Genomic DNA, 14274 nt, shown 5'->3' on the forward strand with positions numbered 1-14274 from the left:
GGCGGCGACAGCCTTATCGCGGGCCGGGTATGTCGAGCAGATCCGCCAGGCGCGACCGATGAACGCCACCTGTGCCGAAGGCGATCTGGTCGGCCTTGGCACGCTTGAGGTACAGGTGTGCCGGGTGTTCCCAGGTCATGCCCATGCCGCCGTGCAGCTGCACTGCCTCCTCACCCGCGAGCACGGCGAGATCGCCGCAGAACGCCTGCGCCACACCGGCTGCCACCTGGGTGTCGGCGTCGCCCGCGGCGAGGGCTGCCGCGGCGTATCTGGCGGCGGCGTTGGCGGACTCGACCGCGGTGTAGAGGTCGGCCAGCCGGTGCTTGATCGCCTGGAAACCACCGACCACACGCCCGAACTGGCGCCGCTCCTTCAGGTAGTCCACGGTCTCGTCGAGACACCAACGGGCAATGCCGTATTGCTCCGAAGCCAGCAGGGCGGTGCCCGCCTCGAGCGCGCGACGCACCGAGGACTCTCCGTCGGAAACGATCTGCTCGCCCGCGACGCCATCGAAGGTGATGTCGGCCAGCTGCCGGGTCATGTCGAGCGAGATCACCGGGGTGATCTCGGCGTGCTCGGCCGAAACAGCATACACGGCAATGCCATCGGCAACGCTGACCGGAACCAGCAGCAGGTCGGCCTCGAGCGCACCGGCCACACTGGTGATGCTGCCGGTCAGGCCGTCCGGACCGAGGGACACGGTGGGAAACGCACCGTGGGCCGACGTTGACAGCGGTGTCACGAGGGCCGCGGTCCGCTCCCCCGCCGCCACCTGACCGAGCAACGGACCGTCGGTGTCGAGGAGCACGGTGGTCGCCACGACCGCGCTGGTCAAGAACGGCACCGGCGCGACGAAGCGGCCGAGTTCCTCGAGCACCACCGCGGCTTCCCGCGCCGACGCGCCCGCACCGCCGCGGTCCTCGGGGACCAGCAGCCCGGCCAGACCGAGGTCGACGGCGATGTTCTTCCACAGGCTTTCGACCAGCGACCGGTCACCGTCGTAGAAGGCCGTCACCGCGACCGGATCGCAGTGCGCGGCGAGCACAGCACGCACGACATTGCGCAGGTCGTCCTCGATGTCGGTGTAGAGCAGATCCAGGTCGGTCATCGGGCGACCTCCTTCCATGGTCGGTCCTTGTCGGTCCGTGGCTCGGGTGGCAGGCCGAGAATCCGCTCGGACACGATGTTGCGCAGAATCTCGGAGGTGCCACCTTCGATGGAGTTGCCCTTGGCGCGCAGGTAGCGGTAGCCCGCGTCGCGAGCGTTGAAATCGACCCGGTCGGGCCGCACCATGGTCCAGTCCGAGTAGCGCAAGCCTTCTTCGCCGAGTATCTCCAGTTCCAGACCGGACAGCTGCTGGGCGACCCGGGCGAAGGTCAGCTTCATCGCCGCCCCTTCCGGACCGGGTCGGCCCTGAGCCAGCTTCTGCCGCAGCCGCATACCGGTGAGCCGACCGACCTCGGCGTCGACCCACAGGCGCAACAGCCGGTCGTGCAATTCGGGCGTGCGCTGGTCGGGATGCGCGCGCCAGGTCTCGGTGACCACACCGACGATCCCGGACTCGCGGTCACTGGTTCTGCCGCCGATCGCCACCCGCTCGGTGTTGAGCGTCGCGTTGGCCACCCGCCACCCGTCACCTTCGCCACCGAGGCGCTGGGCGTCGGGAATCCGGACTTCGGTGAGGAAGACCTCGTTGAACTCGGCCTCCCCGGTGATCTGACGCAACGGCCGGACCTCCACCCCGGGATCGGTCATATCGCACAGGAAGTACGTCATGCCACGGTGTTTGGGCAGGCCGGTGTCGGTGCGGGCCAGGAGGATCGCGAACTGCGCGAGGTGCGCGCCCGAGGTCCACACCTTCTGCCCGTCGACGACCCAGCCCTCGCCGTCGCGCACCGCACGGGTGCTGACATTGGCCAGATCAGAGCCCGCGCCCGGCTCACTGAAGAGCTGGCACCAGATCTCCTCGCCGGTCCACAGCGGCCGCAGAAAACGTCGCTTCTGCTCGTCGGTCCCGTAGGCCAGGATCGTCGGCGCGGCCATGCCGAGCCCGATCCCGTTGCCATTGGGGTTGTTGTCGGGTGCGCCCGCCTCCTCGAACGCACGGTCCACCTCGACCTGCCTGGCATGCGGCAGACCGAGCCCGCCGTGGCCGGGCGGGAAGTACACCCAGGCCAGCCCCGCGTCGTAGCGGGCGCGCAGGAAGTCCAGGCGCTCGGTGGTGGCCGGGTCATGGGCGGCGAGGAACTCCTCGATCTTGCGCCCGAGTTCGTCGACTGTCATCGTGCCTCCCGTTCACCGCGCGGCTCGCTGCCGGCTGGAGTGTTCTCGTCGACCTCGAAACGTAGTGCGGCGAGGCCGGTTTCGAGCAACGGTTCGACCGCGGCGCCGATGGTCTCGAAGCCCGCGCCCACGGTCTGGCCGTGTAGGTAGCGGTAGTGCACGCCCTCGAGGATCGCGGCGAGCTTGAAGGCCGCCAGCCCCAGGTAGAAGCCGAAGCGGGACATGTCGCGGTCGCTGCGTGCGGTGTAGCGCGCGATGATCTCGGCTTCGGACAGGAAGCCGGGCGCGACGGACGCGTCCGCCACGTTCGCGCTGCTCGAGGTGCCGGCTGCGAGGCGGCCGTAGACGATCATCAACGCCAGGTCGGTGAGTGGGTCGCCGAGCGTGGCCATCTCCCAGTCGATGACGGCGGCGGGTCGGTCGTCGGCATCGGTCAGCACGTTGTCGAGGCGGAAGTCGCCGTGCACGATCCCGACGGCCGACTCGGCGGGGACGTCGGCGGCGAGGCGCGCGTGGAGCTCGACGGCCGCGGGCAGCTCGCGCGTGTGCGATGCGTCGAGCTGCTTGCGCCATCGGGCCACTTGGCGAGCGAGAAAACCTGCCGGCCTGCCGAAGTCCGCCAGCCCGACCGCCGCCGGGTCGACAGCGTGCAGCGCGGCGAGGGTGTCGACCAGACCGGTCGAGATCGCCCTGGTCCGTTCGGGTCCCAGCGCGACCAGCTCCGCGGCATCCCGGTACGGCGTGCCGTCGACCCGCTCCATCACGTAGAACGGCGCGCCGAGAACGTCCTCGTCACGGCACAGCGCGTACATCTCGGGCACTGGGACGGCGGTCGGCGCCAGCGCCGCCATCACCCGGTACTCGCGCGCCATGTCGTGTGCGGTCGCCAGCACATGTCCCAGCGGCGGACGCCGCACGATCCATCGCCGGGTGCCGTCGGTGACCTCATAGGTCAGGTTCGACTTCCCGCCTGCGATCAGCTCACCGCTGATCGGCGAGTCGACGCCGGGGATTTCGCTACGCATCCACGACGAGAAGCGACCGAGATCGAGCCCGGGGAGTTCCGTCTGAATCGCCATCAGGTCACCACGAGCGACACGGTCTCGACCACACACGCCGGCTTGTCGCCGCCTTCGCGTTCGACGGTGACCTTCGCGGTGACCAGATGTCCGCCACGGCCGGGCTCGACCGAGAGCAGCTCGACACCGGCGCGAACCTTCGAGTCGACCGGCACCGGGGCCGGGAACCGAAGCTTGTTGGCGCCGTAGTTGACACCCATTGTGACGCCCTCGACCCGGTAGATCTGCCCGACGAGGTCCGGCACGAGCGACAGCGTCAGATAGCCGTGCGCGATGGTGCTGCCGAAGGGGCCCTCTGCCGCCTTCGCCGGATCGACATGGATCCACTGGTGATCGCCGGTGGCATCCGCGAAAGTATCGATCTGGGCCTGGGCGACGGTGTGCCATTCGGAGTAGCCGAGATGTGTGCCGACAGCGGCTTCGAGCTCGGCGACGCCATGGAAGGTCCTCATGCCTTCGGCCCACCCGCCACGTAGAGCACCTGTCCGGAGACGAAACCGGCGCCCTCGCTGACGAAGAACGACACCGCGTGCGCGATGTCGTCGGGCACACCGGTGCGAGCGACGGGGATCTCCGCAGCAGTCCCTGCCTTGAGGTCCTCGAACGAGATACCAACGCGCGCGGCCGTCGCGGCGGTCATCTCGGTTTCGATGAAACCGGGCGCGACCGCATTGGCGGTGATGCCGAACTTGCCGAGCTCGAAGGCGAGGGTCTTGGTGAACCCCTGCAACCCGGCCTTGGCGGCCGCGTAGTTGGCCTGGCCGCGGTTGCCGAGCGCCGAGGTGCTCGACAGGTTGACGATGCGTCCGAAACGGGCTGCGGTCATGTGCTTCTGGACCGCCCGGCTCATCAGGAACGACCCGCGCAGGTGCACGTTCATCACCGTGTCCCAGTCGTCGGCGGTCATCCGGAACAGCAGGTTGTCGCGCAGGACACCGGCGTTGTTGACCAGCACGGTGGGCGCGCCGAGCTCAGCGGTGACCCGCTCGACAGCGGCTTCCACGGCAGCTTCGTCGGCGACGTCGGCGCCGATCGCGATCGCACGTCCACCGGCGGCCTCGATCTCGGCGACCACCGGCTTGCCCGCGGCTTCGTCGAGATCGATGACGGCCACGGCGAATCCGTCCGCGGCGAGGCGGCGGGCCACGGCAGCGCCGATTCCGCGGGCAGCACCGGTGACGATGGCGGTGTTGGTGGTACTCATCGAGTCATTCCTCCTTGGTTCGATATGTCTTCGGCTGTCCGAGCCGATATGTCAGACGCCGCCGGTCAGGGTCACGCCACCGTCGACGACCAGCAGCTGGCCGGTGATCCAGGCGGCGTCGGCGGAGAGCAGGAACGCCACCGCGCCGGCGATGTCCTCGGGCACGCCGAGCCGTTTGAGCGGGTAGGTGTCGGCGACTTCCTGCTCGCGGCCTTCGTAGAGCGCGGTGGCGAACTTCGTCTTCACCACCGCGGGTGCCACGGCGTTGACCCGGATGTTCGGGCCGAGTTCCACGGCCAGCTCCTGGGTGATGTAGGTGAGCATCGCCTTGCTGGCACCGTAGAAACCGATGCCCGGCGCGGGCCGCAACCCGGCGACCGAGGAGACGTTGACGATCGAGCCGCCGTGCTCGTCCATCCACGCCTTGTGCACCTGCTGAGCCCACGACAGCGCGGCGAGGCAGTTGACCTCGATGATCTTGCGGGCAGCCTGGAGGTCCATCTCGATCATCGGCCCGTACACCGGGTTGATGCCGGTGTTGTTGACCAGCAGATCGACGCTGCCGAACGCCTCGATCGCACGACCGACCACGTCGGCCTGGTGCTCGATGTCGTCGGCGCGTCCGGCCACGCCGAGCGCACGCCCAGCACCGCCCAACTGCTCGACCGCGTCATCGAGCGCGTCCTGTTTGCGCGCGGTGATCACGACGGTCGCCCCGTCGGCCACCAGTCGCTCGGCGATGCCGAACCCGATGCCCCGGCTCGCCCCGGTCACAATCGCGGTCTTGCCCGCGAATCGGCCGGTCACGACAGACGCTCCAGCACCATCGCCATACCCTGGCCGCCGCCGACGCACATGGTCTCGAGGCCGAACTGCTTGTCGTGGTAGCGCAGTGAGTTGATCAGGGTGCTGGTGATCCGCGCACCGGTCATGCCGAACGGATGTCCCACCGCGATCGCGCCGCCGTTGATATTGAGTTTGTCCTCGGGAATGCCGAGCTCGCGGGCCGAGCCGATCACCTGCACCGCGAAGGCCTCGTTGATCTCCACCAGGTCGATGTCGTCGATGGTGAGACCGGCCCGCAGCAACGCCTTCTTCGACGCTTCGATCGGGCCCAGCCCCATGATCTCGGGAGACAGCGCCGAGACACCGGTGCTGACGACCCGGGCCAACGGGGTGAGCCCGAGCTCCTTCGCCCGGGTGTCGGACATGATCACCAGGGCGGCCGCGCCGTCGTTGAGGGCACAACAGTTGCCCGCGGTGACCGTGCCGTCGGGCCGGAACACCGGCTTCAGCGTCGAGACCGCTTCCAGGGTGACCCCCGCGCGCGGACCGTCATCCGTGCTGACCACGGTGCCGTCCGGCAACGTCACCGGTGTGATGTCGGTGGCCCAGAAACCATTGGCGATCGCCTTCTCCGCCAGATTCTGCGACCGCACACCGAACGCGTCCTGCTCGGCGCGGGTGATGCCGGTGTGCTGGGCGACGTTCTCCGCCGTCTGCCCCATCGCGATGTACACATCGGGAACCAGTCCATCGATGCGCGGATCACCCCACGTCGAGCCACCCGCCGCCCGTCCTTCGGTGCGCGTCACGGCCTCGGCGAAGAACGGATTCTGGGTGTCGGGCAGACCGTCGGCGTTGCCCTTGACATAGCGGCTCACGGTCTCGACTCCGGCCGAGATGAAGACATCGCCCTCCCCGGCCTTGATCGCGTGCAGCGCCATCCGGGTGCTCTGCAAGCTCGACGAGCAATAGCGGTTGACCGTCGTGCCCGGCACCGCGTCGAGACCGGCCAGTACCGCGACCACCCGGGCCATGTTGAAGCCCGACTCCCCCGCGGGCTGCCCGCAGCCGAGCACCAGGTCCTCGATCTCGGCGGGATCCAGCGCCGGTACCTGCGCCAATGCGGCCTGCACCATCTGGGCGGTCAGATCATCAGGGCGCATGTCTTTGAGCGACCCCTTACCTGCCCGGCCTATCGGGGAACGGGCAGCGGCGACGATCACGGCTTCCGGCATCGAATCTCCTCAATTAAGTAAGCGCTTGCTTAGTCAGCATGGTGCAACAGTCCGGCGACGGACGTCAATATGCGAACACTTGTAATCCACGTCACACCACCTGATCCGAGGGATGCGATTACGGGGCGAGATAATGAGCCCGCGATGACCGACATGACAGAAGCCCGCTCCGATGCGACCCGTGCGCGTCTACTCGAGGCAGCCATCGCCGCATTCGCCGAGAAGGGCTTCAACGGCACCACCACGCGCGATATCGCCGCGGCCGCGGGCTTGAGCCCCGCCGCGGTGTACGTCCATCACAAATCCAAGGAAGAGCTGCTCTATCTGATCTCGCGATCCGGGCACGAAGCCACGCTCGACCTCGTACTGAGGGGGGTCGAGTCGTCCGGCGAACCGGCCACCGCGCTGCGAAATGTGGTGCGCGCCTTCGCTGTTCACCATGCCAGAGGGCACACCGGCGCCAGGATCGTGAACTACGAACTGTCCGCGCTCACCCCCGAGCACTACGCCGAGATCCTCGATATCCGCCACCGGATCGACCGCGAGATTCGCGCACTCGTCGAGCGCGGCGTCGCGGCAGGCGTCTTCGACACCCCCAGCCCCCGCATGGCCGGGGTCGCCCTGCTCTCGCTCGGCATCGACATCGCCCGCTGGTACCGCGACGAGGGCGACTGGAGCCCCGAGGACATCGGCGACGCCTACGCCGACATGGCCCTACGCATCGTCGGGGCCCGCTGAGCTGACGCGGTTCAGCGATCCAACGGGTTCAGCGCGATCGCTACCCGCATGCCCGAGTACCAGAGCGTCGCCGCTGTCGAACGCGGCCGGACGCGCGCCTCGTGTCGCATGGCCGCAGTGAACTCCGCGGCGAATCCGTTCCTGCTGTGGCGGGCGTCGATGGCGGCGAGCTGACGCGAATCCAATTGGTAGGCACGCAAACCCGTGACATCCAGATGGGCGGCGTCGTGCAGCAACGCCGCTTCCGCGCCACGGTCACGCGGAGTCGCCGGGTCGAGGTGGCGCGCGATGGCGGTATGGACGCACTCCCCCAGCTCAGGCGTGGCGCCACGGTCGAGGACGAACGTGCGGGCCCGGTGCGCGCCGAGCAGAGCGAAACACCCCACCGTGGGGTCGGCGGGCTCGCCCACGGCGACGTCGTGCAGCACGCAGGCGAGGTAGAGCGCCTCGGGGTCGGGCCGCAGATCGTCCACTTCCGCCAAGGCGATGCCGAACTCCCAGCATCGCAAGCTGTGGGCGAGCAGCGCGGGAGAGAGCGTCTCGGTGGCTTCTTCCAGCGCCGACCGACACAGTCGTGAATCCGGCGGCATCGGCGCCACCCAGCCCGAACCGTCTCCCTCTCGACGCAGCCCCCGGATCAGACGCGGCAGGGCCACTGTCTGTACACCCAATGCCGAACCCACAGTGCGGATCTGCCGCAGTCGGCTCAGTTCGCCTTCACGCCTCATGGTCATCTCCTACGTGGGAAAGCAGATCGGCTCGGGCGATGCCGAGCATGGCTCGCAGGGTTGTCTCGTCGACCATCCGGCGCTGGAACAGCGAGTAGGCACCGTTCACCGCGGCCCACGAAACCATCACCAGCGCCTGGGGTTCGACGTCACAGCCCACCAGTCGCACCGCGGCGGCGAAGGTTTCGATCAACCCGCCGAGTGCGTCGTCGATTCGCACCTTCGCTGTCGTCGCCAGTTCGGATTCACTGACGTCGACGTCGGTCAGCGCGAGGATCCGCAACGCGAGTGGGTTCTCCCGATGGAAGGCGACGTAGCGGTCGAAGATGGCGGCGACGTCGCCGCGTGGGGTCGATCCACGGCCGATCGGTGCGGACATCGCTTCCGTGTGGTGGGTTGCTGTGCGCCAAGCCAGCGCGGCGTACACGTCGGCCTTGCCCTCGCGGAAATTGGCGTAGATCGAGCTGACCGCCACGTCGGCCTCGGCGGCGAGCATGTCGATGGTGGTGCCGCGGTAGCCCTCTCGAAGGAACAGGACCTGCGCGGCGTCGAGCACGGCGGTGTGGGTCCGGCGTTTGCGTCGGTCGGTCGGGGGTTCCAACGTCATACAAATACCGTAATTGTGTTCCGATATCGTAGTCAAACTCTGATAGAGGCCGGATGACCGGCGGGATCCGGTACTGCGGGCACCCCGCCCAGCACCTGGCACACCGCCGAACATCGGGCCTAACCTCGACATCATGGAGTCCCGCAATACCGCGTTTCTCGTCGCGTCCGCCTTCGCTGTCGCCGTGCTGTGCGCATGCGCCCCGAGCGACTCCTCCGAGCAGCCGAGCACCCGGACCGGCTCCTCCGAGCGCAACTCGACCGTCACCGATGAGCTCGATGCCCCGTGGTCGATCGCTTTCCACGGCACCACCGCACTGGTGAGCGAGCGCGACAGCGCCCGCATTCTCGAAATCGGTGCCGACGGAACGCAACACGAGGTGGGCAGGATCGACGATGTCGAGGCCGTCGGCGAAGGCGGCCTCCTCGGCATCGCGGTGCGTGGGGAGCAGTTGTTCGCTTACTACACCGCCGACGACGACAACCGCATCGAACGATTCGACCTCACCGGACAGCCGGGCAACCTCGCTCTCGGCGGTGGCACGACGATCCTCACCGGGCTGCCTGCCGCGGCCAACCACAACGGCGGCCGGATCGCCTTCGGTCCCGACGGGATGCTGTATGCCACCGCCGGCGATGCGGGCGACCGACGCACCGCCCAGGATCGCGCCATTCTCGCTGGAAAGATCCTGCGCATGACACCGGACGGGCAAGCACCAGCCGATAATCCCGTCCCGGGCTCACTCGTCTACAGCTACGGTCACCGGAATCCGCAGGGCATCACCTGGGCGCCCGACGGCAGGATGTTCGCCAGCGAATTCGGCCAGAACACCTGGGACGAACTCAATCTCATCGAACCCGGCGGCAATTACGGCTGGCCCGAGGTCGAGGGCATCGCCAACCGAGCGGGCTTCATCGACCCCGTTCAGCAGTGGCGACCGTCCGAGGCCAGCCCGAGTGGGATGACGAACACCGGCGGGTCGCTCTACATCGCGAATCTGCGCGGCGAGCGACTGTTTCGAGTCCCGCTCGACAACCTCACCGAATCGACCGAATATCTGGTCGGCGAGTACGGACGCCTCCGCGACATCGCCGTGGCGCCCGACGGAGCACTCTGGCTGCTGACGAACAACACCGACGGTCGCGGCGACCCGAACCCCGGAGACGACCGCATCATCCGCCTCGAACTCGACCGATAGCCGTCAACCTCGAACCGAACAGTGCTGCAAGCATTTACCGCTGCGGATGCAATACCAATACGGTGATCTCACTCGGCGCGAACACCCGCATCGGCGGACCCCAATACCCCGTACCGCGACTGGTGTAGAGCTGGGTGCCGTTCGCGTGCCTGCTCAATCCCGCGACGACCGGCTGGTCGAGCCGGACCAAATAGTGGAACGGCCAGATCTGACCACCGTGCGTATGCCCGGAGATCTGCAATTCCACCCCGGCCGCGGAACTGTCGACCACCTGCTTCGGCTGATGCGCCAGCAGAACAGTCGGCAACCCGGGGTCGGTGCCCGCGAGCGCGGCAGGCAGATCGGGACCGTGACCGGGCACGTCAGCGGTCGGATCATCGATACCAGCGACAACCAACCGATCACCGTCACGCTCGACAACCCGATGCGCGTTGTGCAACGGCTGCCAACCGATCGAGGCCATGTAATCGATCCAGCCCTGGGCGTCGTCGAGGTACTCGTGATTACCGGTGATGTAGAACCGGCCCAACGGCGCCTCGACACCAGCGAGCGGAGCGACCTGATCAGCCCGCTTCTCCACCGAACCATCGACGAGATCCCCAGCCAGACCCACGATATCGGGCCGCTGCGCATTGACCACCTCGACAACCCGTCGCGACCAACCCTCCCGATCGATCGCGGCGAAATGCGTATCCGTCAGCACCACCACACGCAACCCGTCGAGCCCGTCCGCCAAACCCGGGATCGCGACATCGACGGTCCGAACCTGCGGCACCCGCCGCGCCTCGTACACCCCGTACCCGGTGAGCACCACCGAAACCACCACCACCGCAAGCGCCACACCCTGCGTAGCGCGCACCCCCTTGACCCCCGCGACACCCAACCCTGCCCGGACGACCCCACCGATCACCGACCAGACGAACACCACCCACAACACCCCGAGCAGCACATCACCGACGATCGCCGCAGGATCGAACTGCGGCGGCCCGTGCCCGAAGAACAGAGCCACGGGCAAACACAGATACCCCACCACACACGCCACGGTCCCGACCCGAAACAATGTCCCACTACGCCCGGTCGGCGCGGCAACGAGCACCCACCACGGCACCACGAACATCACCGCCGGAACCAGCACGACCGATATCACCAGCACAACGGAGTTCACGAGATCCCGTCCTGAACAAAGGCCGCCCCAAGTCGGGCCGCACCACATCAGATCATTTCAGCCCGCACTCGGCCCAGCGTGAACGACCCGTGGCGATCTCGCCGGATGCGACACCACGGCCGACCCGATCGGTGAGAATCATCGCGACCGTGCGGCACCGACCGCCGCGAAATCCGCGAATGTGCGTGCGGGCCTTCCCAATATGTCGGCGACATCGGTCGTCGTCGGTGCCGCGTACCCGTCCGCGATAGTCGAGAACAGCCCGAGCAACGTTTCGACGTACTCGGCGTCCCAGCCGAGTTCGAGGGTGAATCGTTCGAACTCCGAGGGTGATACCGGCTCATAGCGTTCCACGCCGATACCCGTACCGGCGGTCAGCGCGGCCAACTCACGGAAGGTGAGCGATTCCGGTCCCGTCAACCCGTACTCGTTGCCCGCGTGCCCCTCCGCTAGGAGTGACTCGGTCACCACTGCCGCGATGTCGCGGGTATCGACAAAGCTCACAGCGGCCTCGGCCACCGGAAGCCGCAAGGTGCCTGCCCCGGCAGCGGCGATATCTCGCAACGGCCCCTCGGTAACGTTCTGGTGGAACCAATTCGGGCGAACGATCGTCCAGTCGATCGATGAGGACTGCAGCCGCAACTCCAGTCGACGCTGATCGACCGTCTCCGGCGCGTACTCCATCCCCAGTGCGGTCATGAGCACTACCCGTTCGATATTCGATCGTTCGAGTACGTCCAGGAAAGTGACCGCGCCGTCGCCCAGACCTCGGACGGAGCGGTGGCCGTCGTCACCGCCGGGCAGAACAAGGAACATTTTCTCGACGCCGGCGAGGGCCTGTTCCCAACCGTGCGGGTTCTGCCAATCGAACGGCGGGTCGGACCGGCGGCCTGCGGCCCGTGCCTTCACATCGCGGCGGCCGAGTTCGGCGAGTACCCGCGAACCCACTTTGCCGGTCGCGCCGGTTACCAGAACTGTCACTGCTGTACCCCCAGTGTGGTGGCGAGCTGATCGAGCAGAACCGCCCGAAAGCCGTCGATCTCCGGGTACGGCTGTTGCAGCACCCGTGGAAAACAGAGCCCATCGAGGGCGGCGACCACGAGGTCGATGACGGACCCGATGTCGTGTTTCGGATGGAACACGCCATTGTCGACACCGAGTCGCAGCGTTGTTTCGAAAGGCGCCCGGTAACGGGCCTGCAGGCCGATGCTGTGGGCCCGCAACTCGTCGTCGTGCGCTGCGGCAGTCCAGAATTCCATCAGCATCCGCCACACCGGCGTCGGGGTATCGATGCCCCGATCGATCAACAGCACCACCCGCTGCCACGGGTCCTCTGTGCTTTCACCGACTCGAAGCATCTCGATGACCTCGCCGTCGGTCGCCGCCTGTAATGCCTCGACGAGCATGTCTTCCCGCGATCCGAAGTACCCCTGCAGAGTGCTGATCGCGACCCCGCTCGCGTGGGAGACATCCTGGAAGCGGGTGTTGTGATACCCCCGCTCCGCGAGGATCTCGACAACGTTCCCGAGCACAGCCTGCCGACGTTCGCCACCAGCACGCCTACGTCGAGGTCTGGCACCTGCGGACACGTCCATCGCGAATTCCTACCGATCAGTCGACTCGGCATCAAACTACCGTATGACGATACGTATCACCATACGGTGAAAGGTTTCAGGGTTAGCAAGAGCACTGCTCTTGCTTTGCAAGCGCGGGTGTGTGACCATAAATCTCAAGAAAGAGCACCGCTCTCTAATCTGGGCGGTGCATCCCAAAAGGAGTGTCATGTCCCTTCCCCCGCTCGCCTCACACCCGGACCGTCGCGCCCGCTGGGGCGCCGTCGCCTTCGCACTCGCGGGGATCCTGTTCGTGATCTACGAGGCCGCCGCCCCGCGCGTCACCGACCAGACCACACTCGACAGCGCCGAGTCATGGACGAGCATCGGCTGGGCGGTGGCGCATATCGCCGCGATCGTAGGACTCGTCCTCATCCCACTCGGATACGGCGCACTGCGCGGCCAGTTCCGAGGCACCCGCAACGAGAGCACAGTCGCTGCGGCCGCGACGATCGGCTACATCGGATCGGCTCTGACGATCTCGTACTACGGCGCGGAGGCCTACGGCCTCAAAGCGATCGGGCAGCGGGCGGTCGCCGACGGGGACGCCACGATGGCCGAGGTCGGCGATGCGTTCCGGTCCGACCCGACCGCGATGAGCGTGTTCGCGATCGGCCTCGCGCTGATCGCGGTCGCGGCGGTACTTGCCGCGGTGGCGGTGTGGCGTTCGGGCACTCTCAATCGCTGGAGCGGTGTCCCGCTCGCGGCACTGCTGGTCACGATGTTGCCGCAGTACTTCCTGCCGCACACCGGCCGAATCGTCTGGGGTGCACTGGTAGCAGTCGCGGCACTGTGGCTCGCGGCCGAGATGTGGCAGGTCCGTGCCCCGGCCTCGCGCGACGAACTGGAATCCTGACCGGCGATCGCTGTCACGAGCGGGTCGAAACCGACAACCGGCCTCGATCCACAGCATGATGGTGGGATGGCCGAGATGATGAACGCATGCGCGCACTGCTGATACTGATCGTCGTGCTGATGATCGCGCTGGTCGTCGGCGATCGCGTCGGGGTCGTCATGGCGCAGAACGAGATCGGTCGCAAGATCGCCGCCGAGTACGACCTCCCGCAGCAACCAGGCGTCGAGATCGGCGGCTTCCCGTTCCTGACCCAGGCCGTCGACGGCAACTACCGCACCATCGATATCCGGATCGGCGACTGGAGTGGGCAGAACATCTCCGTCCACAATCTCGATGTCGCGCTGACCGACGTCTCCGCACCGCTGTCCGACGTGATCGCCAACCGCACATCGAACCTTGTCGCGGGCACGGCGACCGCGACTGCCCTGGTGCCCTACGACATCGTGCAGAGCTTCGCCCCGGCAGGCGTCGAATCGATCTCCTATAGCCCGGAAGGACTTCGCGCTACCGGGACGTTCTCGGTGGCGGGAATCTCGGTGCCGGCCATCGTCTTCGTCACTGTCGCACCCACTGACGCCGGCATCGAGGTCACTCCGGTCTCCGTCCGACCCGCGGCCGGTGGACCGACGATCTCCCTGTCGCTGCTACGTCAGGCCCTGACCTTCACCGTGCCGCTGCGACAACTGCCGCTCGGTGCGCGCCTGACCGCCATCCAACCGGGCGCGGATGGTCTCCACGCCACCGCCGTGGCCCACGACGTGCGGTTCGACAGCCTGCCGTAA

The 14274-nt window shown here is 67.2% G+C and carries 16 protein-coding genes; 4 read left to right on the plus strand and 12 right to left on the minus strand.

Annotated features, from left to right (window positions below; genetic code table 11):
- Positions 1-13: 13 nt before the first annotated feature.
- The 7 genes from ACFWPX_RS07850 to ACFWPX_RS07880 are packed head-to-tail and all read right to left on the minus strand — an operon-like array spanning position 14 to position 6587.
- Positions 14-1108 (minus strand): acyl-CoA dehydrogenase family protein, encoded by a 1095-nt coding sequence (locus tag ACFWPX_RS07850; RefSeq protein ID WP_378926713.1) that lies wholly within the window; start codon positions 1106-1108, stop codon positions 14-16.
- Entirely contained in the window at positions 1105-2283 is a 1179-nt protein-coding gene (locus ACFWPX_RS07855; RefSeq protein ID WP_378926714.1) for an acyl-CoA dehydrogenase family protein, read from the minus strand. The genes ACFWPX_RS07850 and ACFWPX_RS07855 overlap by 4 nt, the downstream gene beginning before the upstream one ends.
- Positions 2280-3362 (minus strand): phosphotransferase family protein, encoded by a 1083-nt coding sequence (locus ACFWPX_RS07860; RefSeq protein WP_378926715.1) that lies wholly within the window; start codon positions 3360-3362, stop codon positions 2280-2282. The genes ACFWPX_RS07855 and ACFWPX_RS07860 overlap by 4 nt, the downstream gene beginning before the upstream one ends.
- Complete coding sequence (locus ACFWPX_RS07865) at positions 3362-3814, minus strand: MaoC family dehydratase (RefSeq protein WP_378921282.1); 453 nt, start codon at positions 3812-3814, stop codon at positions 3362-3364. The genes ACFWPX_RS07860 and ACFWPX_RS07865 overlap by 1 nt, the downstream gene beginning before the upstream one ends.
- The gene (fabG, locus tag ACFWPX_RS07870) at positions 3811-4566 is read right to left on the minus strand and encodes a 3-oxoacyl-ACP reductase FabG (protein WP_378926716.1); all 756 of its coding nucleotides are present in this window, start codon (positions 4564-4566) and stop codon (positions 3811-3813) included. The genes ACFWPX_RS07865 and fabG overlap by 4 nt, the downstream gene beginning before the upstream one ends.
- 51 nt (positions 4567-4617) lie before the next feature.
- On the minus strand, positions 4618-5373 hold the full coding sequence (locus ACFWPX_RS07875) for an SDR family oxidoreductase (protein WP_378926717.1): 756 nt from the start codon (positions 5371-5373) through the stop codon (positions 4618-4620).
- The gene (locus tag ACFWPX_RS07880) at positions 5370-6587 is read right to left on the minus strand and encodes an acetyl-CoA C-acetyltransferase (RefSeq protein WP_378926719.1); all 1218 of its coding nucleotides are present in this window, start codon (positions 6585-6587) and stop codon (positions 5370-5372) included. The genes ACFWPX_RS07875 and ACFWPX_RS07880 overlap by 4 nt, the downstream gene beginning before the upstream one ends.
- Positions 6588-6731: 144 nt before the next feature.
- On the opposite strand from ACFWPX_RS07880, the gene ACFWPX_RS07885 reads away from it, so the two are divergent.
- Positions 6732-7325 (plus strand): TetR family transcriptional regulator, encoded by a 594-nt coding sequence (locus ACFWPX_RS07885; protein WP_378921274.1) that lies wholly within the window; start codon positions 6732-6734, stop codon positions 7323-7325.
- Between the two features lie 11 nt (positions 7326-7336).
- Here ACFWPX_RS07885 and ACFWPX_RS07890 read toward each other — a convergent pair whose 3' ends face one another.
- Together ACFWPX_RS07890 and ACFWPX_RS07895 are read right to left on the minus strand one after the other, a co-directional pair.
- Entirely contained in the window at positions 7337-8053 is a 717-nt protein-coding gene (locus ACFWPX_RS07890; RefSeq protein WP_378926720.1) for a hypothetical protein, read from the minus strand.
- Positions 8043-8660, minus strand: coding sequence for a TetR/AcrR family transcriptional regulator (locus ACFWPX_RS07895; RefSeq protein ID WP_378926721.1), 618 nt, complete (start codon positions 8658-8660; stop codon positions 8043-8045). The genes ACFWPX_RS07890 and ACFWPX_RS07895 overlap by 11 nt, the downstream gene beginning before the upstream one ends.
- A gap of 133 nt (positions 8661-8793) precedes the next feature.
- Here ACFWPX_RS07895 and ACFWPX_RS07900 point away from each other — a divergent pair, with 133 nt between their 5' ends.
- A complete protein-coding gene (locus ACFWPX_RS07900; protein ID WP_378926722.1) occupies positions 8794-9858 on the plus strand; it encodes a PQQ-dependent sugar dehydrogenase in 1065 nt (354 codons plus the stop codon).
- 34 nt (positions 9859-9892) lie between these two features.
- Here ACFWPX_RS07900 and ACFWPX_RS07905 read toward each other — a convergent pair whose 3' ends face one another.
- The 3 genes from ACFWPX_RS07905 to ACFWPX_RS07915 all read right to left on the minus strand — a co-directional run bounded on the left by ACFWPX_RS07905 (position 9893) and on the right by ACFWPX_RS07915 (position 12618).
- Positions 9893-11023 carry a metallophosphoesterase gene (locus tag ACFWPX_RS07905; protein ID WP_378921267.1) on the minus strand — a complete coding sequence of 377 codons (1131 nt, stop codon included), beginning with the start codon at positions 11021-11023 and terminating at the stop codon, positions 9893-9895.
- Positions 11024-11161: 138 nt separating this feature from the next.
- Positions 11162-12004, minus strand: coding sequence for an NAD(P)H-binding protein (locus ACFWPX_RS07910; protein WP_378926723.1), 843 nt, complete (start codon positions 12002-12004; stop codon positions 11162-11164).
- A complete protein-coding gene (locus tag ACFWPX_RS07915) occupies positions 12001-12618 on the minus strand; it encodes a TetR/AcrR family transcriptional regulator (RefSeq protein ID WP_378926724.1) in 618 nt (205 codons plus the stop codon). Before ACFWPX_RS07915 ends, ACFWPX_RS07910 begins: the two co-directional genes overlap by 4 nt.
- 187 nt (positions 12619-12805) lie before the next feature.
- On the opposite strand from ACFWPX_RS07915, the gene ACFWPX_RS07920 reads away from it, so the two are divergent.
- Positions 12806-13492 carry a hypothetical protein gene (locus ACFWPX_RS07920; RefSeq protein WP_378926726.1) on the plus strand — a complete coding sequence of 229 codons (687 nt, stop codon included), beginning with the start codon at positions 12806-12808 and terminating at the stop codon, positions 13490-13492.
- Positions 13493-13578: 86 nt separating this feature from the next.
- The gene (locus ACFWPX_RS07925) at positions 13579-14274 is read left to right on the plus strand and encodes a DUF2993 domain-containing protein (protein ID WP_378926728.1); all 696 of its coding nucleotides are present in this window, start codon (positions 13579-13581) and stop codon (positions 14272-14274) included.

The sequence above is a fragment of the Nocardia sp. NPDC058518 genome, from assembly GCF_042719655.1.
In the GTDB taxonomy this organism is placed as follows: domain Bacteria; phylum Actinomycetota; class Actinomycetes; order Mycobacteriales; family Mycobacteriaceae; genus Nocardia.